Here is a 22,432-nt window from a genome sequence, read left to right on the forward strand (position 1 = left end):
ATTAGACTATAAATTTAAAGTTATAAACGCTTTGATGTTTACTTTGGTACACCTTATCTAAAAATTAATTCAAAAGTGCTTCGTAAAAAACTTCATGAATTCTTTTTCGGACTTTATACTGATATATTTTATTACTAATTTTTGGATGTACGCGATTAGACAAAAAGATAAAGCTTAATTTCTCGGAGGGGTCGACCCAAAAACAAGTCCCCGTAAAGCCAGTATGACCATAAGTTGAAGAATGAGCAGCATCTGCCATTCCATAAGCAGCATTATCAAAGGTCCTTTTATTAAAACCAAGTCCACGGTGTGTTCCTGTTTGCGACTTACTAAACATACTTATGGTTTCCGACTTTAAATACCGCTTCCCGTTGTACACCCCACCATTCTGCCACATTTCTAAAAGAATGGCAAGATCTTTTACGTTAGAAAACAGTCCTGCATTCCCTGCGACACCACCATAAAGCGCAGCGTTTGGATCGTGCACAAAGCCTTGCAACAATTGTTTTCGCCAATAACTTTCATTCTCTGTAGGAACAATCTTGCTTAAAACAGTATAATTTAAAGGCTTAAAACCTGTTTTAGTCATTTCTAATGGCGCATAAAAAGTTTGGTGCACATATTCCTCATATGTATTTCTATTGCGATACAATTTCTTTGGTTTTAAGGCGGCATGTGTATCAATAATGCGTTTAAATAGAAAATACAATAAGTTCATATTTACATCCGAATATTTATACTCTCTTTTAGGGTCTAACCAAAGCGTATTCATCTTAAGCCACATGGAATCCTGGTAGCTTTCATCCATGTATAAATTATTCGCCACCTGCGTACCATAACCTGAATAAGGATAATCACAAAATCCATTGTAAAACCTTGTTTCTTTATCCGCTGCCTTTTTCATATATGGCAAGACTGGAAAACCTGCCGGCAGTCCCGATTGATGAATAAATAACTCCTGAAAAGTAATCTCTTTTATGCTACTTCCATTGGGTAAATATGCACTTAAGCTATCTGGTAAGTAATCTCCAATTTTATCTTCCATTTTATAATAACCATCCTCCCATAACTTCATTCCTACTAAGGTTGTGGAAAGCACTTTGGTCAGAGAAGCTAAATCGTACACATGTAAATTACTAACTTTTAATCCATTTGAATAAGTTGAATTGCCAAAATTGCGTTGGTAAACCACCACACCATTTCTTACAGCCAAAACTTGGCAACCAGGAAAAGCTCTGCCATTCATAGCTTCATTCACCATTCCTGAAATTCGTTTTAACTCCTTTGGGTCGACAAAAGCATATTCACTGGGAACATAAGCTAATTTAGATTTAGGGAGTGTTTTTCCTTTATAAAACTTTTTACCATTAAAAAAATGACCGTCAATAGGCAATCCGCCCAACAATTGCGCATTTAAAAGTTTAGAATGCCCCCAAGGCGTATAGCATAAATTTGGCGCACCTTTTAGTTTGTTCCATTGTTTTGGGTTTGAAAATACAAATACCATTGCATTTGCAGACGGATGTACACATAGTACATCCAACACACTATCTTGTAATGTAAAAGGTAACAAGCAAACTCCTTTTTTAATGCCTATAGGTTTTTTTGTTTGCAATAAGCGTTGATAATCTACAAAATACAATTTCTTCATAGGTAATAACCTATTTTCATTTGCAATTAAGACCGTTGATTTAATTTGAATATGGTACCGATTAGCTTTCATTCTTGCGGGCATTCCACCGAAGTTTCCACTACTTTTAAACCTATTTTTAATTGCCAATATTTTTGATACAGTTGATTTAGTATGTGCCCGCAGCTTTAAATCACCTACCATAAAGGCGTTCAAATCTTGAATCACTACCATATCGGCTCCTGTTTTAATATGGTGTATGGGGTTACGCTCACTATTTACAATAAAAAGGCCTTCAAAATCAAAATCATCACGGATCTGTTGATAAGGCAAGCTATCCAAATAATAAGCATCCAAAAGCAAGGTATGATGGGTATGTTGGATCAGGACTAACTTTTTCTTTAGCGCCTCCTCCCCTAATGGCTTCATTTTAATTTTAACCACCGTATTTACAATGGAATCCGCATAGAGTTTTTTAAAATATGTAGTCGTAATTTTATCATTAAAAAGACCTTCCTCCATTCCCAACCAATTTAAACCAGACTCCTGAAAACCGGTCCAGAACTGTTTGTCTTGAAAGGATTTATTAGCTGCCCAAATGGGATAAACTGACAGATCGGTTAGTTTAAAATAATCCCCCATTAAAAAGGGTTTTATTTTAAAGGTGGTATCCATAAAAGTTGCCAAGTTTTGAATGGCATCAATTGGCCAATTTTCAAAATAGACGCCCCCGGGCTGCAACCGTATTAATTGTTTTTTCAGGTTGTCCAAATTACGCAAACTTACTGTATCACATTTCACCACAAACTGTTGTGCGATAATATATTTATCCGATAAAGTATCTAAATTTTGTGTTGTGGAATCTACAGAGAGATTATTTTTTAATGGTCCCGTTTCCTGACGACAAGAAACAAATAAACAGAAGCAAAATATAAAACAATGAAATTTACCCATTTCTCGCATAGCAAAAACGAATATACTTATTATTTCAACACAGTAACAAAGCCGTCATGAATAGTTTTTTTCCCTTCCAAATCAGTAATAAAACAACGATAAACATACGTATCGTCCTTCACCAATTCTCCGGCATACCTACCATCCCATGAAAAATCAGGATCAAAACTTTCGAATACTATTTCTCCCCAGCGATTATACAGTACAAAATGGAATGCTGTAGACCCAATTAAACTCACTTTATAGACTTTATTAAAGCGATCATTGTCGGGAGTAAATACATTGGGGGCGTAAAAATAAAATTCAGGTTTAATATAAATTTGTCTCGCAAAAGTGTCTAGACATCCCGCTTCTGAGGCAGCAACAAGTACAACTTGATAATTACCCCAAGGACTATAAGTTGCATTTGGCGCATACTCGAATGAAGTTTCCCCATTTCCTAAATCCCAAAAATAGCTCACCGCGCCGGTAGAATTGTTTTTAAAATAAGTTGGCAGACCTTCCATAGGCTCAGTACTTAAGACATTAAAACTCGCATTTGGATTAGAAATACCTACTTCAATCGTCCCTGTAATTTCGTAAGTACCGCAACCATCTGCCACGCGCACGTAATATTTTTTTGATTGCAGCGGATTCACCATCACCTTATTGGTTGTTTCTCCTGAATGTGGCCAATAATAGGTGAAATCTCCCAACCCACCAAAAGCAGCAACTTCAATTTCAACTTCTTCTCCTTTACAAATTACTTGGTCTTCTCCTGGTACAATTTTCAGCACAGTGGTCAATACTTTTAACTCCAAAATAGCGCTATCTGTATTATTACAAATATCGGTTACTTTTATTTGATAATTAATAGTTTCAAAAGGCGCAACAAGTTTTTGTTCCTCTATTCCTATATTTTGATTATTGGCAGACCAGACATAATTGTTAGAACCGGCTCCACCTTCTGTAAAAGACAATAAGGTTACGGGGGTTCTTGGACATAATACGGCAGTATCACCGAAAGTGCTGACTTGCAATGGCGCATAAGTAGGTACAAAAACTTGAACACTTTTGGTTACCGTATCGGCATTACAATCATCCGTCAATGTTAAAATATAATTTGTAGTCTGAAGTGGATTATCCGAGATACTTTGAGACACTTGGCCATTGTCCCAATTAAAAAAATAAGGTTGCGCCCCACCTGTAACAGTTGGTGCAAGCGTAATTGCATCACCAGGACAAAGAATTGATTCATCATTTAAACTTACCGTTATTGGGGCAATTTCTTTTATCAATAAGTTAAGCGTAATTAAATTACTATTTCCACAAGGGTCCGGTTGGTCGAGAATCAATTTCAAGGTCTCATCACCTTCTAACAAGTTATCTTGAAAAACATCTAAATTAAAAGTCACCACAGTTTGTCCTGGGTTAAAATTTATACTCGTAGGTACCGAGGAATAATCTACCCCTTCTATTGCGGTACCACCAGTACTTAGCGGGATAGATAAAGTTTGGCTAGCTTGACTGGCGTCTCGTGTGATGCTAATGGTTGCTGATTCACAACTCTCTGCCATACTGGTGTTATTGTTAAAAATATTTTTAGATAAAGTAGAACTAATCTCTACTGGGAGTATACTTTTTAAGGAATTTGCTTCTAAAAATATCCCAGAATCATACGCACCATCACCGACATCAGCAATGGCCATTTTTAAGTGGTATGTTTCCCCGCATTGTACTTTCGCTTTCGCTTCAATCACCACAGTAAAACCATCATATTGTATGTAATAACTAGAATTGTTTTGAGGTGCACTAGTACCATCTCCATTATCGACAAAATAGGAAGAATTTGAATTAGCATTTACATTATCAATGGTCACAGGAGTTCCAGCAGTCCCAGGAATAGTTGCCATATTATAATTTCCACCAAAACCGGGACCAGATATAAAAAAAGCGAATACATCATTAAAACCAGCATTTACAAACTCAGGATATTCTTCTGAGCCAAAAACATATTTAAATTTAATGGAATCCGAATTCGGTACAAAATCAAACTCTAAAATTGAGGCGTTAAAAGTAGTTTGTCCAGCAATATTGGTCAGTTGGGTATTACCAGCCGTATTATTATCTACCCCCGCACTACCATTTGTATTTGGACCATGTGGACCTTGTTGTCCACCCAGAAGACCAGTATTAGGGAGTACTGTTCCAGTAGTCATTACGATACCTGAAGCTAATCCTAAATTAGAACCCGTTCCATTAAAAGAACCGATTGCTTTAAGGTCTCCAGTATAACTTACATTAGTTACTGTTACACCATTACCCACCAACACATTTTGCACCAACTGAACTGGTGTTAACCCCGTAGTTGTAGTCAGTTGACTCCATACACTTGGCATTGCAAAAAATGCAACACCAAGGATGAAAGTATGGATTAATTTATTTAACATATTATGATGTGTGCACATGTGCACACCTTAAAAATACGTATTTATTTAATGGTAGTTGTCTGGCAAATGTTAAATAAACTTGAATGGTGGGAATTACTGATTATTCGGTGCAATAATTTTGATGGCAATAAGCCCTTTAGACAATTAATATTCCTTAAATTTGCGTTTCAAGAATGAAAAAAATTAAGGATATACTCGCTAGTTGGAGAGAGAAGTACAAACTGTCTTATACGCATGCCGATACGTTTAATGTAAAATGGAGCGCCAAGTTATCATTTTTCAACATCTTATCCCTGGTTATGTTGTACACGTTAATAGTCGGCATATCGGTATATTTCCTTATCCTATATACGCCATTAAAAAAATTCATTTTTAATGATGTATCCATTTATGAATTGAATGAAAAGCTAGAAGAGAATACCAAAGCATTGGCAGCGGTAGAAAAAAAATTGAGGACGAATATAAAATACACCGACAATTTAAAAAATGTATTTACTGGGGAAAATTTGGTGGATTCGAATATTTTTAAACAAATAGATACCTTGGAAGGCATTGTTTCGATTGATTTTGAAAACAGCGCTGCCGACTCCTTATTGCGAGACAAAATAGAAAATGAAAGCATTTCCACTACGGTTGAAAAAATAGAAATTCAAACTGATTTTTTTATTGCTCCAGTACATGGCAAAATTTCTAAGTCAATGAATGCACAAACCAAACATTACGGTGTAGACATTGTTACCGCAGCGGATGAACCTATCAAAGCAGTTTTAGAAGGTCTAGTATTATTTTCAGGCTGGACTAGTAAAACAGGTTATGTGCTCATTCTTCAACACCAAAACAACTTAGTTTCTAGCTATAAACACTGCGCCGCAGTTTTAAAAAATGAAGGGGATTATGTGGAAGCTGGAGACCCTATAGCGATTGTTGGAAACTCTGGTGAGTTAACGGATGGCCCACATTTACACTTTGAGTTATGGCAAAACGGCATTGCACTCAACCCCCAAGAATTTATTTCATTTTAATTCAAATTAAAGTATTTATCGCAAAAACCAAACGATTCTCCTTTGGTTTGATTATTTTTGAACGCTCAAACTTTAAAAAGATATCAATACGTAATGTGGATTAAAGTCTCTCAAATTATATTAAGAAATAGAATTCTTATTCTAAGTATCTTACTAGGCATCACGGTAGTGTTTGGTTATTACATGGTTAATAACGTAAAAATGGATAACAAGTATGGCACTATGTTACCAAAAGATTCTCCCGCAAAAAAAAATTATATTAAATTAAAATCACTTTTCGGTCAAAATGAATCTTTACTAATTTTCGCAATAGACAATAAAGACTTATATGATTTAGAAAAATTTAATGCTTGGTATGAATTAGGAGAAGTAGTCAAAAGTTTTGAAGCCGTAGATTCTGTTTTTTCAGAAGCACATCTATACCAAATTCATAAAAATACAACGGACAAAAAATTTGAATTTGATAAAATCATCAAGTATAAACCGCAAAGTCAAACCCAATTAGATAGCTTAGAAAAAATAATCAAATTAAATCCTTTTTACGACGGTTTCATTTACAATAACGAAACTAACGCATCATTAATGATGGTTTTTATCAATGAAAACATCATGAACGACATGAAGAAAGCAGTTGTGCTTTTAGACATTGAAAAAAAGGCAAAAGAATTTGAACCGTTATTGGGTGAAATTCACATATCGGGCATGCCACATATCCGGGTTTCAGTAGGAGAAAAACTAAAAGGGGAATTAGGTTTATTTATTGGCTTAACCATTTTAATCACCTCCTTATTACTTTACGTATTTTTTAGGTCGTTAAAAATTGTTCTAATCTGTAACATAGTGGTATTTGTTGGGGTAATATGGTCTTTAGGAAGTATCGGGTTTTTCGATTTTAAATTATCTATATTAATGGTGTTAATTCCACCATTGATGATTGTAATTAGTATTCCTAACTCCATCTTTTTAATCAATAAATTTCACCAAGAAATTAAAGACCATGGTAATAAAGTAAAAGCACTTTCGCGTGTCATTCAAAAAATTGGAAATGCTACCTTATTAACCAATTTAACGACAGCAATGGGTTTTGCAACCTTTATTTTCACAAACTCGGAACGTTTATTTGAATTTGGCTTTATCGCTGCCTTAAATATCATTATGGTATTCGTATTATCCATTACCATTTTGCCGATTGTATTAAGTTATTCTGCTATTCCAAAACCAAAACATTTAGAACATTTAGAAAAACAATGGTTACACATTGCGATTGAAAAATTGGAATTCGTCACCTTATACAAAAGAAAATGGGTGTTTTCTGTTGCCGGAGTTGTGGTTATTTTAGCCATCATTGGAGCCCTTAAAATAAAGGCTACAGGTAACATTACTGGCGATTTACCACAACATGATCCCATCACAAGAGATGTTCAATACCTACAAGATAAATTTGGTGGTGCCATTCCTTTTGAAATACTAATTGACACAAAAAAGAAAAACGCATATCTCTATCGTTTAAAAGCTTTAGAAAAAGTACAAACGGTATTAAAAGAACATGGCGTTTTTTCTAAATCTTTGTCTGTCGCAGATGGTGTCAAGATCATTAACATGGCATATTCCGAGAATAATCCAGCGCGTTACAGTATTCCAACCCTTAGTAAAATGAACAGATTTGTTCCTTACCTAGAAAATGCCGAAGGAGCAGGGAATAATCCATTTATTGATTCCTCAAAAATTTACACCCATATTACTTTACAGGTTGAAGATTTAGGGTCCTATGAAATCCAGGAGTTAATCGACACTTTAGGTCCGGAATTAATACCTATCATCAATCCTAAAAAAGAAATTTATGATAATGCTTACGCAAATATCCTCACTTTATCGGGGGCAGAAAAGGATGCGGCTTTAGCTGATTTGTATTTTGATTATCCAGAAGTTTATTTGAATTTAGTGGAAATCACAGCCCAAGATAATGCAGCATTAAAAGACGAAATGATCATGGATGAAAATTTAATTTACAGCTACCATGACAAAGCGGAATTTAATACAAATTTAAAAGCTGCTTTTGATTTAGAATATTGGGATTTAGTATTTTCAGGAACAGCAGTCATTGCTTCAAATGGGACACAATACTTAGTGAAAAACTTATTTACTTCTTTAGCTATTGCCATTGTACTAATCGCCATTTTAATGTCCATATTATTCCAGTCATGGCGAATGGTAGTTATTTCCTTAATTCCAAACTTCATCCCATTATTGACTACTGCTGGTATCATGGGATATTTCGGTATTCCAATTAAACCCTCTACACTATTAGTATTCAGTATTGCATTTGGAATATCTGTAGATGACACCATTCACTTTTTAGCCAAATTCCGACAAGAATTAAAACATTACGAGCATGATTTAAGAAGATGTATTTTAGTCGCTCTTAGAGAAACTGGCATCAGTATGATTTATACATCCATTGTATTATTCTTCGGATTTGGCGTGTTTATATTTTCACAATTCGGAGGAACCAAAGCATTGGGTATCTTAGTCTCTTTAACCTTACTGGTCGCTATGTTGGCAAACCTACTTATTCTACCTTCATTACTATTGTTTATGCAAAAAAAGATGACTAATAAAGCCTTGCGAGAACCTTTATTTGAATTATTTGATGAAGAGGGAGATATAGAGTTAGAACGAATTGAAATTGAAGAAGGCTTAAAGAAGTACGAAGAAGAAGATATCAAACATCAAACAGATAAAGATGATTGATTTAAGCCGCTATCAAAATATAATCGGCAGTGAAATTGCTCAAATTAACTTTCCTAAAGCGCCGCAAAATTTATACGCTCCACTCACTTACTTTTTAGCCCTAGGTGGAAAAAGAATGCGTCCAATACTAGCTTTAATGGGCTGTGAATTGTTTGACAAAGATTTAAATGCGGCAAAGCATGCAGCATTGGCGGTCGAATTATTCCACAATTTCTCTTTGATTCACGACGACATTATGGATGACGCACCTTTAAGAAGAGGTAAAGCAACGGTACATTCTAAATGGGATCAAAACATTGCCATTCTTTCAGGAGATGTATTGATGGTAAAAGCTTATGAACATTTGGCGACATATGATGGACAGGTATTAAAATCTTTATTGCAGTTATTTAATACGACGGCAAAGCAAGTTTGCGAGGGACAACAATGGGATATGGATTATGAATCCGCAACAGCGGTTACCATTGACCAATACATAAAAATGATCAGTTATAAAACGGCTGTTTTATTAGGCTGTAGTCTAGAAATGGGCGCCATCATAGCTGGAACCAATACAACGAATAGAAAAGCCTTGTATGAATTTGGTCTTAACCTGGGTATTGCATTTCAGCTACAAGATGATTTATTAGACGTTTATGCAGACCAGAATAAATTTGGTAAGCAAGTTGGCGGTGACATTCTGGCAAATAAAAAAACTTTTCTCTTATTAAAAGCTTTTGAAGACGCGGATGCTTCCACAAAAACAGTATTACAAAACAGTTTAACAAATTTAAAGGGCAGCGAAAAAATTACAGCAGTTAAAGCCATTTATGCCCAACTAGACATCCCTGCAAAGACGACAGAAAAGATGAACGAGTATTATGAAATTGCACTTCAAAATTTGAGTGAAATTAAAGTTCCTAAAAATCAAAAAGCACCACTATTTGCCTTGAGTGAATTTTTAATGCAACGTGAGCATTAATCAAATATTATTTTTCCGTTCAGCCATTCTGGATCTAAATTCGCATGGTATTTTTTATAAAAATTAATCGCTGGCTCATTCCAGTCTAAAACCTGCCATTCAAAACGACCTACTTTTCTTTTTTTAGCTATTTGGTAAACCTCATCAAACAATAATTTACCTATACCTTTGCCTCTCCACTTTTCAGTCACTAAAAAGTCCTCCAAATACAAACAAGCGCCTTTCCAAGTAGAATAGCTAGTGTAAAATAAAGCGAACCCTACTACTTCACCACCCAATTCAGCGACAATACAATCAAATAGTTTTTTGACACCAAAGCCATCTTCAATTAATTGGGCTACCGAATTGGTCATTTGATCTGCTGCGTTTTCGTATACCGCTAATTCGGTAATAAGTGCATGTACACTTTGCATATCATTTGGTGTTGCAGTGCGAATAATGGCATTTGATTCTTTCATACCCTAAAAATAATTATTTTTTAATTCCCAACTCATTTTTATTTGACTGCGTTTGGTATCCTATGCACCTTTACTATTATAAACAAGTCTTTAAACTCACAATAACCTTTTCACTTATCATATTGAACAGTTGTCAAAAAATAAAGGCTAAAAAATTCAGTGGCCAATATAGCTGCAAGGTACAAGCACATTATTGGGAATCTGGTGGCCCAATGGATTATTACGAAAAAGATAGTATTTACAGCAGAGATATTAAAGTAAAACGGGTAAAAAAAATGCTGCAAATATTCAACTACCCCACCTTCAACGTAACAGAAATTGAAGCAGGTCAAACTTTAGAAAATTTCAGTGGTTGTACAGCCTGTGGCATCACCATTCGATTTGAAAATGATAGTTTATTTATCAAAACCAGCAGTGGTGGAAATGGAGGAGGAAGTAGTCAAAAATATGCCTGTAAGAAACAATAATACCCGTTTAGGCATCCCTAAGGCGTAACCACATTCTTAAAAATCATACCACCATTACCTTGGACCGTAAATTCAAGAATTCGACCATCATTGGTTTTAAAAGCTACTTTATTCTCTCCTTTATTTAAAGGTATTCTAGCGAATTGAATTTCATTGGGGATAGATTGCCAATTTCTGGTATCCGCTTTTTCAGTTGATGCATTTGCTATACCGACTGCCAAACCTAAGTATTCATTTTCTTTTGAAATTTTAATTTCTGCTAGCTTCTTGATAGCCAAACGCAACAACCTCTTCCCTAATTCTTTAAAGTAATTATCCCTTTCAATTTGAAAAGCAATTTGACTAATCGGCTCAGCCAATTGAAACCCAAAACTTTGATTATTCACCTTTAAGAAAGCTTGTTTAGCAGTTGGCATTCTATCCACATAATAGGCATAAGCCAATCGGATAATACCTATATCTGAAGCACTAAAATTATTAGAGTTTTCGTCAAAATTATAATCAATTGGAATTTGAATAATGTTTTGCGCATCCGTAAATAAATAAGTCCCAGTTTTATTGTCCTTAACCAAAGTAAAAAAGAAGTTCTTTTCCATTTTCACAGGTGCAAGTCCATTTTCCCAAAACAAGATCAGTTCACCACCTTCACCTTTAGTCGCATTTTCATCCATTTCTACGCGCAACTTTAAGCCATGGTTAATTCCTGCCAATTTTGCAGTTCTAATAATATCTCCTGGAAGTGTATTAGGCATTACTCCCAGACTAGAAATTTCTGAATTCTGGTAGGTTTCATACGCATTTCTGTAAGCAATTAAAGCGTTGTTAAAATCGTAATCCGATTCATAAATCATTCCCATCATCATCAATCCAAATGGGTCTTGACTGTACTTGTTTTCTTTTTCCTTTGCTGCAACAAACATAGCTTGCTCACGCAGGTTAATTTTGCGTGCCTCCACCACAGCCTCTTCCGTATTATTTAAATAAAGGTAATTGAGTGCATTATAATAATGCGCAATAATTTGCTCATGTGGCTCTGTACGGTAAGGCTGCATGGCAGGGTTTAAAGCCATACCTACAGCAAAGTCGGCTACACTATTATATTGATCCATTAAAAAATCCACATACTTAAAATTCTCTGTGCTTTCTTTGTATTTTCCATCTAAATGGTTGACCCTACCCAATTCCAAATAATAGAGTAAAGCGTTCCTTTTTTTACCTAAAAAATTACTGGACTCAATTTCTTCTCTAGCTTTTTCATAATCATTTGCCAATAGCGCTTTTTCTGTATCTTTGGATTTGGTATAATAAGTACCACAACCAAGGATGCTAAAACTAAGCAATGTCAGTATAATAAAATGATATTTAGCTACTTTACCCATTATATTAATCTAAAAAAACCGACCCGAAAATAAACGGATCGGTTTCCAAATTTTTAATTTATTATTTTTTAGTTTCTAACTGTTTTCTTTATCTTCTTATCCCCAATCCAAACTATTTCATTGGTTTGGATATTAGTTAATTCTAAATCTACCTGATAATAGACCACCTTGTCTCTTTTATAAGCATCCACTATAGAATTAATAGAACCTTGTAAGATAAAATCAGCGCCTACTTCTAATCCCCATTTCTTCATGGTAGAAACAGAAGCATTTGTTTGTTGATCTGCTTTTTCAGCTCTTAACTCTTCTCGTTTATCTCCACCTTGTACTAAACGTACCCTTTGTGATTTTATAAAAGATTTTTCAATATCCTTTACAAACGTCTCCGCTTCAATATGCTCGTGACTATTATTTTTCACAAAACCAACAATCACTACTGGCTTTTCTCCTTTTTCTTTTACAAAATTAGACAACCAAACCTCTCCAAGTACTTGTTCTACCATGGCTTCCGCAGTCATTCTAGAATCAACATCATTCCATTTACCGCTGATATCAATTTGTTCATTTACATCTACCCGTGACACTTTGTGTCCACAACTTTGAAAACCAAATGCAAGCGTTCCCAAAAAGGCGATACTATATACTATTTTTTTCATTTCTTTCGTTTTATATGATTAATGGAATAATAAATGGTCTAACCCAACTCCTAGTAGAACACCACCAAGGGACGGTGCATAGAAATTACTTTGGTAACCATAATTATTGTAGTAATTTCTACCATTTCTATAATATGGTCGACCATAATAATTAGGCGTGTTTGCTCTAGCTAGTCTCACTGCATGGCGGTTATCAATTCTAGCTTGTTTTTTATCTGCCTTATATGTTGACCAATCAAAAGCTTCGTAAGTATTCTGAATGGTTAAACCTTGGTTTACTAGTAAATTTTCTTTATTAGTATCATATTTTGCAGCAGCTTGTGCGTAATTCGGATTTTGATCCGGATCTTGTGTTTGTGCTTGAGCGAAGGTACCAACCATTACACTCAATAAAAGGAACCCTAAATTTTTCATCTTTTTTGTTTTGCTGTAGATAAATCAAATTACATGCCAAATTAATAATTTAAATTCATATGGCGTATTTCAAGTACATAATTTTTTTAATACCTTAGTAAGATGTGTTTCTCCTTCAAAAAACAAACTTCATTACTTATAATCATCACTTTAGCACTTAGCTTTAATTTCTTTAACGCAAATTCTACAACCCCCTTGACCTATTTAGCACTAGGTGACTCTTATACTATTGGAGAGTCTGTAGCCAAAAATGAACGCTGGCCGATACAATTAGCAGAACAGTTAAACCAAACTGGATGGACCATCAGTGCACCGACTATTATTGCTAAAACAGGATGGAGAACAGACGAATTATTAAAAGCAACCAATGAGATTGAAGGAAAAAAATACGATATTGTTTCTTTATTAATAGGGGTAAATAATGAATACCAGCAAGAGGACCCAAGCCAATTTGAAAGTAAATTTAAAGCTTGTTTAAACCGTGCCATTTCCCATTCTGAAAAAGGCAAAGCGGGCGTATTTGTGGTAAGTATTCCCGACTATGGCTATACCCCATTTGGCAAATCAAATTTAGAAAACATCTCCAAACGCTTAGCAGCATACAATGCTACTTGCAAATCTATTTGCTTATCCGAAGGCATTTTATTCATAGACATTACACCCATTTCGCAAAATGGATTAGTACAACCGGACTTAGTAGCTAAAGACGGTCTACACCCTTCCGCAAAACAGTATGGGTTATGGGTTGAAAAGATAAAATTAAATCTACCCCAACAAAAACAACCTGAAATTACAGCAGTAAAAGCAGTCACTAGCACTTATTACTACGGAGCAAAAGCACCAACAGTTAAGTGGCAAACCGTTTCTAATCCAGACCAAATGCCCATTTTTACAGGTGGGCCCCCAGCTTATAAAACATATATTGAGAATAATTTAAATTATCCCTCCACCAAAAAAGAAGGTACTGTTTATGTTCAATTTATAGTCTTAAAAGACGGCAGTTTAGCAGATGTACATATCATTAAAGGAATTACACCGCTATTAAATCAAGAAGCAATACGTGTGGTAAGGGAAATGCCCAATTGGATTCCTGCAAAACACGAAGGCAAAACAGTCCATGCAAAATATACACTAGCCATAAGGTTTCGATTGGATCACTAAACACATCCTTCAGAAAAGAACAAATCTACTCTATAGCATAAATACGGATATATAGCTAAAAATAAATACAGGAAAAACCCTGTATTTACAAAAGTAAAAACCCTGTAAATCTATTCTTCAAACAACATAAACCATAAGAATTTATACATTAGCTGAAGAGAATAATAAAATATTGTTGTTTTAATTATTTAGTAGTTAATTGTTTGTATTTATTCATTTCTACGATAACATTTCAACAAAACTGATGAAAAGTTTAATCTATTCTCAAAAATTCCACTTTGGCTTGTTTGGTTAACCACAAACAAGCCAAATGTGTTTTTGATAGTTTATATTTTACCCTAAACAAATAAAATAGGTGTAGAGATATTGGATAAGTAAATAAGATAAAAATAAGGTAAACGGGAAAAGCCTTTGATTATCGTCTAATTTATGTTAACCATCTTTAAACCAAATGTATTTACGCTTTAAAATGATGAATGATGAAAAATCTTAATTGGATGGCATTTATAATTGCCGCATTTATTGCTTATAATTTTGTAAAAGCAGCTGAAAATTTACGACCACATTATGAAAATGAAGTTCATTCTCATGAAAAAGAAGCGGAGCGCTCCTATCAAGCTGGTTCGGGAATTACTTACCCGCAAGCAAAAATCCTAATCAATGATTATGTTAAAAATGGCGACTCTCTACAGTTTAAATATAATGGCAACAGTATTACTGGTTATACCTTTACCCGTGCTACATTAATTAGTTTGCTTACTTATAGTGACAACAATGAAATTTTTATGATGTGGTCGCTCCAGCCTTACCAACAAGGTGGAGTAAAATATTTAAATTTAATTTTAGCTCCTTTAAATAATGACAGTATACAGGAAGACCATTTAGCCATTTCCAACACGATACCTTATACGGGACCTTATACCACACAAATCAACCAAGCTCCTGTATATGATGTATCTATGCCGCAAAGCTTAGTATTGGCCTATTTATCTGAATTCGTAACCAATGGCAGCAATAGTGATTTATATTCACTACAAAACAAAAAAATTAAAGCCTACACCCTAAGCAGTGATGATATCAACGCACTAGAATTAAATAGTGGTAATGCAAATGATATCTTTGCATTTATTCCCATTATCAGACCAGATTCCACTACTACATCAGGTCCTTTTGAAAATAAGGATTATTTAAGTGTATCGGTCGGTCAAATTAGCAATGGAAATCAAATGACAGGCGATTTTAGGGATTATTGCATACCCTGTCCTGCAGAATGTAAAAATTACGGCTCATTATTTTTAGAAGAACAAGGAGAAGAAGAAGAAGAAAAATAATTAAAATATATTAATTTTATCAACGCATGTCATTCAGATCAATATCTTATTTATCCATCTTAACAATAGTTGCTATTTTAAGTGTATTGCATTTCAAAAAGCTTTCCACTCCTTACCGACTATTAACTGGACTTATTGTATTTAATTGGGCACTAGAAATTACAAGTAAAATATTAGCCCAAAAATTTGGCAACTCTATTCCTATTTATCATTTTGTAATTTTAGGAGGCCTTACGTTTAACCTATTTATATATTTAAAAATTCACGTGATAAAAAAAGCCAGTTTTATCATTATTGTTGGTATGACAATTCTATTTATCATCTTGTCGGTATTAAATTCATTGACAAACCAAACCATTAATGTGTTTCCTACTAATGGCATTATGCTACATGGTTTACAATCTATCACCTTTTCGTTAATTGTCTACCTCAACATGCTACAATACCCAATACAAGCTTCTATTTTCAAACAACCCGTTTTTTGGTTGAACACAGGGAATTTTGTTTTTTACGGCATAACATTCACTATATTCGCTTTATATAATTTCTTTTATAAATCAAGTTATATTACCAGTTATGCGCATTGGTTTATTTATGGTGCTAATTTATTTTTATACTGCAGTTATTTATATGCCATAATTTTAGATTCAAAAACATATCATACGAGAAATGGTTTCAGATAATGTCTTTTTCACCCTCATTATAGGCACCTCAATATTTGGTATTCTAATTGCATTTATTGTTGTTTTTATCATCATTTATCAAAAAAAACAACAAGCATTTCAGTTTGAAAGAGAAACTTTTAAAAAATCATTGTTGCAAACTGAAATTGAAATTAAAGAGCAAACACTGAGTAACATTTCAAGAGAATTACACGACAATTTAGGACAGGTAGCCTCTTTAATTAAAATTAATTTAGGTCTAATAGCAAAAGATTTACCAGAATCCGAAAGCGATAAAATAAATGAGTCTGTTGATTTAACCAAGCATTTAATTCATAATATTCGTTCTTTATCGGTCAGTTTAAAATCTGAAAACATTGCTAGATTCGGCTTAATAAAAATGATAGAAAAAGACATTGAACGCTATAAAAGTATTGGTGGACTAGACATTGACTTTAAGCAATCAAATGATATGACAACATTTGATCCCACCAAAGAAATATTTTTATACCGCATGACCCAGGAAATATTTAACAATATTTTAAAACACGCTCAAGCCACAAAGGTTGAGTTTTACATTCAGAAAGATAAAAATAATATTACCTTTATTATTACGGATGACGGCATTGGCTTTGATGCGCAGCAGATATCTATTGGTTCTGGGCTCCTTAACCTAAAGGAACGTTGTCAAATAATTGGTGCTGAATTCAATATGCAATCAAAAACAGGAAAAGGAACCACTATAAACATTGAGCTTAAAAACGAATTTGAATCCTAAAATTAAAATAGCAGTAGTAGACGATCACCAATTATTTAGAGGTGGTTTGGTTAAATTAATTCATTCCTTAAGTGATGATTTTCAGGTATCACTAGAAGCAAAAGATGGTTTAGACTTCCTTTCTATTCTTTCGGAAAATGATTTACCTCAATTAGCCATGATCGACATCAACATGCCAAGGCTAGATGGTTTTGGAACGGTAGAAAAGTTAAAAAAATTACATCCCGAAATGTTGATTCTCATATTAACAATGAATGATGACGAGCAATCTTTAATTCGGATGTTAAAATTAGGCGTTAATGGCTACATAGGAAAAGACATTGACCCGGATGAATTGAAAATAGCCATTGACCAATTATTAAAAACAGGCCATTATTATAATGACCAAATGACGCAAAATTTAATCCATTCCATTCAATCTCCAGATTCAGGATACAATAGAAATGATTTATTGAACGAGCAAGAAATTAAATTTATAGCCCTGGCCTGTTCAGAACACACTTACACTCAAATAGCAGACCTCATGTGTTTAAGTCCAAAAACTATTGACGGGTACCGTGCTTCTGTGTTTGAAAAACTAGAGGTAAAATCACGGGTTGGCCTGGCTATTTATGCCATTAAAACTGGTATTTACAAGTTATAATCGATAGTATATATTGAAATACAGCTGTCTAAAACACCAATATGCTTGGATCTTGCCAATTAAAAAAAACCTATTCAATCAATATAGATGGCATAAAGAAAATACCCATTCATAAACGAGAATGCTTGAAAAAACCGTGCAAACGGATATCCAATAACCCTAATAACTTTTGGATTTCATACTGAAAATGATATATTTGCGGACTTTGGTGCTTTTATAGAGAATAATGTATTAAACGATTAAAATTGCACCATTTCATTTACATTAGAAATACCACTCAAAAATGAAACAGCTAGTCCTATTATTTTCACTGTCCCTTTTATTCGGTTGCGTAAAAGAACTGCCAGAAAAACCAGCAGATTACGAAAAATGGTACACGGGAGAAGAAATAACTTCAACGGAAACTACCATACCATGCGACAGTAGTTTAATTTCCAATTACTATGAAACAGAAGTAAATCTTGGGGGTTATGATTCCTACCACGTATCTAACGTCAGTGGTTATGAAAGCTTTGACACTTATAGCGTAACTGCTAGTCATGCGCAAACCAGTACAAAATTACATATCATTATTCCCGGAAAGCCAAATACAATTATTGGCCGAAAGCTATTCCATATATCCGAAGCAAATTACGCCAGCGAATCCAATGCAAAATACTTCTTAACTACTGGTAATTTTACGAATATCGAATTTAAGCCCATCACAAATGATTCATTATACGTTGACTTTTACAATGACTCTATAGTTTTCAGTTTTTGTGATGTAGAAATGGAATCCTCTTCTTTTAATAATACAACCATGCATTTAACAGGCAGAATTGTCTCCGAATTTTAATATGAAAATACTTTACTCCCTTATTATTCTCAGTGCCACTTTATTTTTAAGTTGTAAAAAAACAGAGATCAAACTTTCCGAAAAATTATTACTTTCTGAAAATGGCTGGAATTTACAAAGTATGAGCATCTATAATGGTGCAATAGGTGACCCAGCAAACTCAAGCGTACAGAGTCATTACAAACAAGTTGGTAATTTCCTTTTCACCAGCCAACAATATGGAATTTATTCTTATAACGACTCTATACATCCTTTCACTTGGTCAATTAGTGATGATATATTAACCATTGATATCGAAGACCAGCAAGACTATAACTCTCCCTATTTATACTTTTATTTTTCAGGCATTACTGCTTCTCCTTTTACAAGTAACCCAGGGCAATATCTTAAATATTATCGACTAAACCTCTTAAATAAGCACACCATTCAAATGCGTTTCGGTTCAGGAGGCCTAAGTAGTCAAGATAATTTCGGTGAAATTGAAATAATTTTAACAACTAATGATTAATAAAAACTAACACAAAATGTTTAAATATATTTTATTGCTATTTCATCTATTATTTTTTGTATGCTCGTTTGGGCAGAACTATAACCAATACCAGCCTATTCAATCTTCAGGAAACGTTCCAAAGGATTTCACTAGATTATCTACTGAAAAACTCCAAAGCGATATCGATCAAATCAGCAAAAAAGAATCCAGGAAATCGAAAAAAGTAAAAGAAGATTTTTATTTAGAAAGCAACTTTGGTATAGATGAAATTTTATCGAATGGCAGAATTTTATTTAACGACCCATTGTCGAACTATTTGAATGAAATTTACGGAAAAATAAAAACCGTTAATCCTTCACTAGAACAATTAAACGTAAGATTTTACACGAGTCGATCGACCATTGTTAATGCTTTTACTACGCATGGAGGTATTATATTTTTTAATATTGGATTATTGGCTAAACTAGAAACAGAAGATGAAATTGCATTTGTTATGTGTCACGAATTAGCACATTTTATCCACAAACATAACATTAAGCAATATTCTTATAACGAAGAATTGGATAAAAACAAAGGGGAATTTAAGCATGAAAACTGGGAGTCTAAAATCTTTGCCAAAGCGAACTATTCACAAGCGCATGAAACAGATGCAGATGAAATTGGCTTTAACTTATTTAAGCATACCCATTACGACCAAAATCGCGTGGTGAATGTAATGGAAAGCTTACGGACTTATAATTTACCTTTTAAGAGCGAAACAAACTTTTCGGTTGCCGCATTAAATTTGGATGAAAATAATGTTCTTTTCCCTCTAGTTGTCGCACTTGACTCCATAACAGTAAAAACCTATAGCAATAACAATCAATTATCCACTCACCCAGATATTGATTCGAGGCTAAAAGCATTAACACCGCATATAACACAAGAAAATAAACCCGCAACTCCAAACGCTGTTTTAACGACAGCACAATTTGAAATGTGCCATTTATATCTTGAAAAAGGCATGTTTAATCACGCAATATATGCCGCACTTTCTCTACAGAAAGAACACCCAGAAAGTGAATATCTATCTGAAATTATTTTAAAAGCATTATACGGTGTTGCCCAAACAAAAACTTATGTATTCGAAAATAAGAGTAAAAAAGACATAGATTATGAAAATACAGAAGAAATAGCTTACCAAGCTGCAGAAATACAGCAAATCATTCAATTTTTCCAAGAATTAGGCCCTATAAAAACGAATACCATAGCAATAGTAGCATTATGGCAGCAAATTAAATCTGCAGGAACTACTAAAAATAATGCTATGATAGAAAGATTAAAAGGACTTACCTTATCCTATAAAGACTACTACGAATCAGATAGTAATAGTATAGCAATAAAAGCGCTAATAAAAAATGACACTGAATTTAAGCAGCTGTATAACGCCATTATTGCCACGTCTGCGCTTAAAGATATAGCCACAAGCGAAAAGAACTTTGAAGGAGTGGACAACATGCTAATCCTATCTCCCGAATACAGAAAATTTAACCTAAAACAAAAAAAATCCTATAAGTACAAAGCTTCAGAAAGTCTGTTGAAAAACTATCATGAAATTATTGAAGACAATACTGCAAAATTAGACATCAAAAATAAGGTACTATCTAATTCATTTATTAAAAACTCAGAAGTTGAAATGTTTAATGACATTGCCTTAATCAACTCTTTTTTAAGTGAAAAAAATGCTTGTACACCCAATGTTCTTTGTTCAAAAAAGGAAGCCATATTAGATTTAACCAATCGATATGGTACAGATAAAATTTCTTTAATGGGTATTTACTCTTTTCAGTTTTCAAAAAATATGAGCCAAAAAATTGGTGCTTTAGTATGGACTGGGATTGTATTCCCTACTTTACCTATAGGAATCTGGTATGCCTTTAAACCTAATTACATCACCTACAACTACACTTTTATGTACAGCTTAACAACAGAACAATTACTGTATGCTAATTTACATCCATTTAAAATGAAAGGCAACAGAGCAGTAGTTACCTCCTCTATGTATAACGACCTTTCCATTATTAAAAAAGGAAAAAAATGATGAAATTAAAACTTTTAAGTACCACGCTATTTTTTCTACTCAATAGCTTAAGCTTCTCTCAAAACCCGGGATTTCAAGGCAAGAAATTTATTGTAGGCACCGAAATTGAAGGAATGCCTTTAGTTGGCGCTATTATTAGTGGTGAAAAATTATTTGACTTAAATATACGGTATGGATTAAAAGCAGAATATGTCTTTTTAAAAAACCTATCCATGGGGGTTAAATTTCAAAAGTCCGAAGACATTATTCAGCTAAACAATTTATCGGTATCAAGTTATACACCTTTACAGTTGGCTTTGAATTCAAACCTTAACAGTTACCGACCTACCAGTTTTAAATCAGCGGCTAATTATAGCTACAATGGTTACGGCATGTTTGTTAAAATATTCAACAAAGAGTTTGGATCCATTGCCCCTTTGGGTCAATATTTTATCCTTGAATATCAATTTGGAAATGTGCGTGTGCATGATGATGGAAGGTTTTATAATAATGCGCAAACAGAAATTCATTCTTTAGTTGTACATAACTTTATACTTGGGGGCGGGCTACAAAATATATTTTTCAATAAATTGATAGTCGACCTATCCATCAATTTTGGGGTTAATGTACCCGGTGCAATAGCAGTCAAAAATTATGACGAGTATATTTCGAATGGAGGTAATGCCTTAATTCGTCAAATTGAAATAAAAGGGTTTTCAGATAGCTTTCTCTCTACCAGAATAGGAATAGGTTATTTGTTGTTTTAGGTCTTCCCGTAAAATCAAACTTTTATCCACCCACTATTTTAAATTAATAAGGAAATTATACTAATTTGGAATTGGATAAAAAATTGGATTATTATCTACTTATTTCTACGTGAAAATATATTTCCTGTCTTTAAACTTGCGAAACTCCTTATTTATTAGTATCATAAGCTATATGATAGCAGAGCAAAAAGAAGAATTCAAAGCAATATTATTAAAGTCGGTTACTTATTTAAAAAATGGTGGATTTGAAGACATCAAAGCTGATGTGGAAGGATTAGAAACACCTAAATCTTACACTAAGCAGTCGGACCAATCCAGTATCACCCCAGATTTAGTCGCTTTTAAAAATGGGCGTAAATACTACTTTGAAATCAGTCAAAAATCTGAAAACCCAGAGGACTTAAAAACAAAATGGCGGTTTTTAGATGTCTTCACAAGGGCTAAAAACCATAATTTTAAAATAATTACTACCCGAGGGCATTATAAATTCACTGACGATATGTTGGGTGATTTAAAATTGAATAAAAACGCCATTCGATTATAGTCCTTTTTCAAATATACATTAAGTAAATCCCAGATTAAAAT

General features: G+C 33.8%; 20 protein-coding genes. 14 read left to right on the forward strand and 6 right to left on the reverse strand.

Annotated elements, in window-relative coordinates; translation table 11 throughout:
* Positions 1-64: 64 nt before the first annotated feature.
* Complete coding sequence (locus tag DNU06_RS09395) at positions 65-2,584, reverse strand: serine hydrolase domain-containing protein (protein WP_158526864.1); 2,520 nt, start codon at positions 2,582-2,584, stop codon at positions 65-67.
* A 29-nt stretch (positions 2,585-2,613) separates the two neighbouring features.
* A complete protein-coding gene (locus DNU06_RS09400; protein WP_158526865.1) occupies positions 2,614-5,013 on the reverse strand; it encodes a choice-of-anchor L domain-containing protein in 2,400 nt (799 codons plus the stop codon).
* 173 nt (positions 5,014-5,186) lie between these two features.
* Between DNU06_RS09400 and DNU06_RS09405 the strand changes: the two genes are divergently transcribed.
* From DNU06_RS09405 to DNU06_RS09415, 3 genes are all read left to right on the forward strand, one after another.
* Positions 5,187-6,035 carry a M23 family metallopeptidase gene (locus DNU06_RS09405; protein WP_111063010.1) on the forward strand — a complete coding sequence of 283 codons (849 nt, stop codon included), beginning with the start codon at positions 5,187-5,189 and terminating at the stop codon, positions 6,033-6,035.
* 93 nt (positions 6,036-6,128) lie between these two features.
* Positions 6,129-8,786: an efflux RND transporter permease subunit gene (locus tag DNU06_RS18035; RefSeq protein ID WP_111063011.1), complete on the forward strand. Its 2,658-nt coding sequence runs from the start codon at positions 6,129-6,131 to the stop codon at positions 8,784-8,786.
* A complete protein-coding gene (locus DNU06_RS09415) occupies positions 8,779-9,747 on the forward strand; it encodes a polyprenyl synthetase family protein (protein ID WP_111063013.1) in 969 nt (322 codons plus the stop codon). The genes DNU06_RS18035 and DNU06_RS09415 overlap by 8 nt, the downstream gene beginning before the upstream one ends.
* Here DNU06_RS09415 and DNU06_RS09420 read toward each other — a convergent pair.
* Complete coding sequence (locus DNU06_RS09420; protein WP_111063015.1) at positions 9,744-10,205, reverse strand: GNAT family N-acetyltransferase; 462 nt, start codon at positions 10,203-10,205, stop codon at positions 9,744-9,746. The genes DNU06_RS09415 and DNU06_RS09420 overlap by 4 nt on opposite strands.
* A 122-nt stretch (positions 10,206-10,327) precedes the next feature.
* Here DNU06_RS09420 and DNU06_RS09425 point away from each other — a divergent pair, with 122 nt between their 5' ends.
* Positions 10,328-10,672, forward strand: a complete 345-nt coding sequence (locus DNU06_RS09425) for a hypothetical protein (RefSeq protein ID WP_146239199.1) — start codon at positions 10,328-10,330, stop codon at positions 10,670-10,672.
* A gap of 17 nt (positions 10,673-10,689) precedes the next feature.
* Here the strand turns inward: DNU06_RS09425 and DNU06_RS09430 are convergent, their stop codons facing one another.
* From DNU06_RS09430 to DNU06_RS09440, 3 genes are all read right to left on the reverse strand, one after another.
* Entirely contained in the window at positions 10,690-12,051 is a 1,362-nt protein-coding gene (locus DNU06_RS09430) for a COG3014 family protein (protein WP_111063019.1), read from the reverse strand.
* A 68-nt stretch (positions 12,052-12,119) separates the two neighbouring features.
* Positions 12,120-12,707 (reverse strand): penicillin-binding protein activator LpoB, encoded by a 588-nt coding sequence (locus DNU06_RS09435; RefSeq protein WP_111063021.1) that lies wholly within the window; start codon positions 12,705-12,707, stop codon positions 12,120-12,122.
* Between the two features lie 18 nt (positions 12,708-12,725).
* The gene (locus DNU06_RS09440; RefSeq protein WP_111063023.1) at positions 12,726-13,121 is read right to left on the reverse strand and encodes a hypothetical protein; all 396 of its coding nucleotides are present in this window, start codon (positions 13,119-13,121) and stop codon (positions 12,726-12,728) included.
* A 102-nt stretch (positions 13,122-13,223) separates the two neighbouring features.
* Here DNU06_RS09440 and DNU06_RS09445 point away from each other — a divergent pair, with 102 nt between their 5' ends.
* From DNU06_RS09445 to DNU06_RS09490, 10 genes are all read left to right on the forward strand, one after another.
* Positions 13,224-14,282, forward strand: a complete 1,059-nt coding sequence (locus DNU06_RS09445; protein ID WP_111063025.1) for a TonB family protein — start codon at positions 13,224-13,226, stop codon at positions 14,280-14,282.
* A gap of 476 nt (positions 14,283-14,758) precedes the next feature.
* Entirely contained in the window at positions 14,759-15,613 is an 855-nt protein-coding gene (locus DNU06_RS09450) for a hypothetical protein (RefSeq protein ID WP_146239200.1), read from the forward strand.
* Between the two features lie 26 nt (positions 15,614-15,639).
* On the forward strand, positions 15,640-16,296 hold the full coding sequence (locus tag DNU06_RS09455) for a hypothetical protein (RefSeq protein WP_111063029.1): 657 nt from the start codon (positions 15,640-15,642) through the stop codon (positions 16,294-16,296).
* Positions 16,283-17,053 (forward strand): sensor histidine kinase, encoded by a 771-nt coding sequence (locus DNU06_RS09460; protein ID WP_111063031.1) that lies wholly within the window; start codon positions 16,283-16,285, stop codon positions 17,051-17,053. The genes DNU06_RS09455 and DNU06_RS09460 overlap by 14 nt, the downstream gene beginning before the upstream one ends.
* On the forward strand, positions 17,043-17,696 hold the full coding sequence (locus DNU06_RS09465; protein WP_111063033.1) for a response regulator transcription factor: 654 nt from the start codon (positions 17,043-17,045) through the stop codon (positions 17,694-17,696). The genes DNU06_RS09460 and DNU06_RS09465 overlap by 11 nt, the downstream gene beginning before the upstream one ends.
* Positions 17,697-17,979: 283 nt before the next feature.
* Positions 17,980-18,531: a hypothetical protein gene (locus DNU06_RS09470; RefSeq protein WP_111063035.1), complete on the forward strand. Its 552-nt coding sequence runs from the start codon at positions 17,980-17,982 to the stop codon at positions 18,529-18,531.
* 1 nt (position 18,532) lies between these two features.
* Entirely contained in the window at positions 18,533-19,039 is a 507-nt protein-coding gene (locus DNU06_RS09475) for a hypothetical protein (RefSeq protein ID WP_111063037.1), read from the forward strand.
* Positions 19,040-19,055: 16 nt separating this feature from the next.
* Complete coding sequence (locus DNU06_RS09480) at positions 19,056-21,101, forward strand: M48 family metallopeptidase (protein WP_111063039.1); 2,046 nt, start codon at positions 19,056-19,058, stop codon at positions 21,099-21,101.
* Positions 21,098-21,847: a hypothetical protein gene (locus DNU06_RS09485; protein ID WP_146239201.1), complete on the forward strand. Its 750-nt coding sequence runs from the start codon at positions 21,098-21,100 to the stop codon at positions 21,845-21,847. Before DNU06_RS09480 ends, DNU06_RS09485 begins: the two co-directional genes overlap by 4 nt.
* Before the next feature lie 172 nt (positions 21,848-22,019).
* On the forward strand, positions 22,020-22,391 hold the full coding sequence (locus DNU06_RS09490; protein ID WP_111063043.1) for a hypothetical protein: 372 nt from the start codon (positions 22,020-22,022) through the stop codon (positions 22,389-22,391).
* Positions 22,392-22,432 lie beyond the last annotated feature (41 nt).

The organism is Putridiphycobacter roseus (genome assembly GCF_003234935.1).
Classification (GTDB): Bacteria; Bacteroidota; Bacteroidia; order Flavobacteriales_D; family Crocinitomicaceae; genus Putridiphycobacter; species Putridiphycobacter roseus.

What these genes read in the sequence shown, in the direction of transcription:
- DNU06_RS09395 (WP_158526864.1), bottom strand. Translation starts at nt 2,584, where the DNA reads ATGGGTAAATTTCATTGTTTTATATTTTGCTTCTGTTTATTTGTTTCT.
- DNU06_RS09400 (WP_158526865.1), bottom strand. Translation starts at nt 5,013, where the DNA reads ATGTTAAATAAATTAATCCATACTTTCATCCTTGGTGTTGCATTTTTT.
- DNU06_RS09405 (WP_111063010.1), top strand. Translation starts at nt 5,187, where the DNA reads ATGAAAAAAATTAAGGATATACTCGCTAGTTGGAGAGAGAAGTACAAA.
- DNU06_RS18035 (WP_111063011.1), top strand. Translation starts at nt 6,129, where the DNA reads ATGTGGATTAAAGTCTCTCAAATTATATTAAGAAATAGAATTCTTATT.
- DNU06_RS09415 (WP_111063013.1), top strand. Translation starts at nt 8,779, where the DNA reads ATGATTGATTTAAGCCGCTATCAAAATATAATCGGCAGTGAAATTGCT.
- DNU06_RS09420 (WP_111063015.1), bottom strand. Translation starts at nt 10,205, where the DNA reads ATGAAAGAATCAAATGCCATTATTCGCACTGCAACACCAAATGATATG.
- DNU06_RS09430 (WP_111063019.1), bottom strand. Translation starts at nt 12,051, where the DNA reads ATGGGTAAAGTAGCTAAATATCATTTTATTATACTGACATTGCTTAGT.
- DNU06_RS09435 (WP_111063021.1), bottom strand. Translation starts at nt 12,707, where the DNA reads ATGAAAAAAATAGTATATAGTATCGCCTTTTTGGGAACGCTTGCATTT.
- DNU06_RS09440 (WP_111063023.1), bottom strand. Translation starts at nt 13,121, where the DNA reads ATGAAAAATTTAGGGTTCCTTTTATTGAGTGTAATGGTTGGTACCTTC.
- DNU06_RS09445 (WP_111063025.1), top strand. Translation starts at nt 13,224, where the DNA reads ATGTGTTTCTCCTTCAAAAAACAAACTTCATTACTTATAATCATCACT.
- DNU06_RS09450 (WP_146239200.1), top strand. Translation starts at nt 14,759, where the DNA reads ATGATGAAAAATCTTAATTGGATGGCATTTATAATTGCCGCATTTATT.
- DNU06_RS09455 (WP_111063029.1), top strand. Translation starts at nt 15,640, where the DNA reads ATGTCATTCAGATCAATATCTTATTTATCCATCTTAACAATAGTTGCT.
- DNU06_RS09460 (WP_111063031.1), top strand. Translation starts at nt 16,283, where the DNA reads ATGGTTTCAGATAATGTCTTTTTCACCCTCATTATAGGCACCTCAATA.
- DNU06_RS09470 (WP_111063035.1), top strand. Translation starts at nt 17,980, where the DNA reads ATGAAACAGCTAGTCCTATTATTTTCACTGTCCCTTTTATTCGGTTGC.
- DNU06_RS09475 (WP_111063037.1), top strand. Translation starts at nt 18,533, where the DNA reads ATGAAAATACTTTACTCCCTTATTATTCTCAGTGCCACTTTATTTTTA.
- DNU06_RS09480 (WP_111063039.1), top strand. Translation starts at nt 19,056, where the DNA reads ATGTTTAAATATATTTTATTGCTATTTCATCTATTATTTTTTGTATGC.
- DNU06_RS09485 (WP_146239201.1), top strand. Translation starts at nt 21,098, where the DNA reads ATGATGAAATTAAAACTTTTAAGTACCACGCTATTTTTTCTACTCAAT.
- DNU06_RS09490 (WP_111063043.1), top strand. Translation starts at nt 22,020, where the DNA reads ATGATAGCAGAGCAAAAAGAAGAATTCAAAGCAATATTATTAAAGTCG.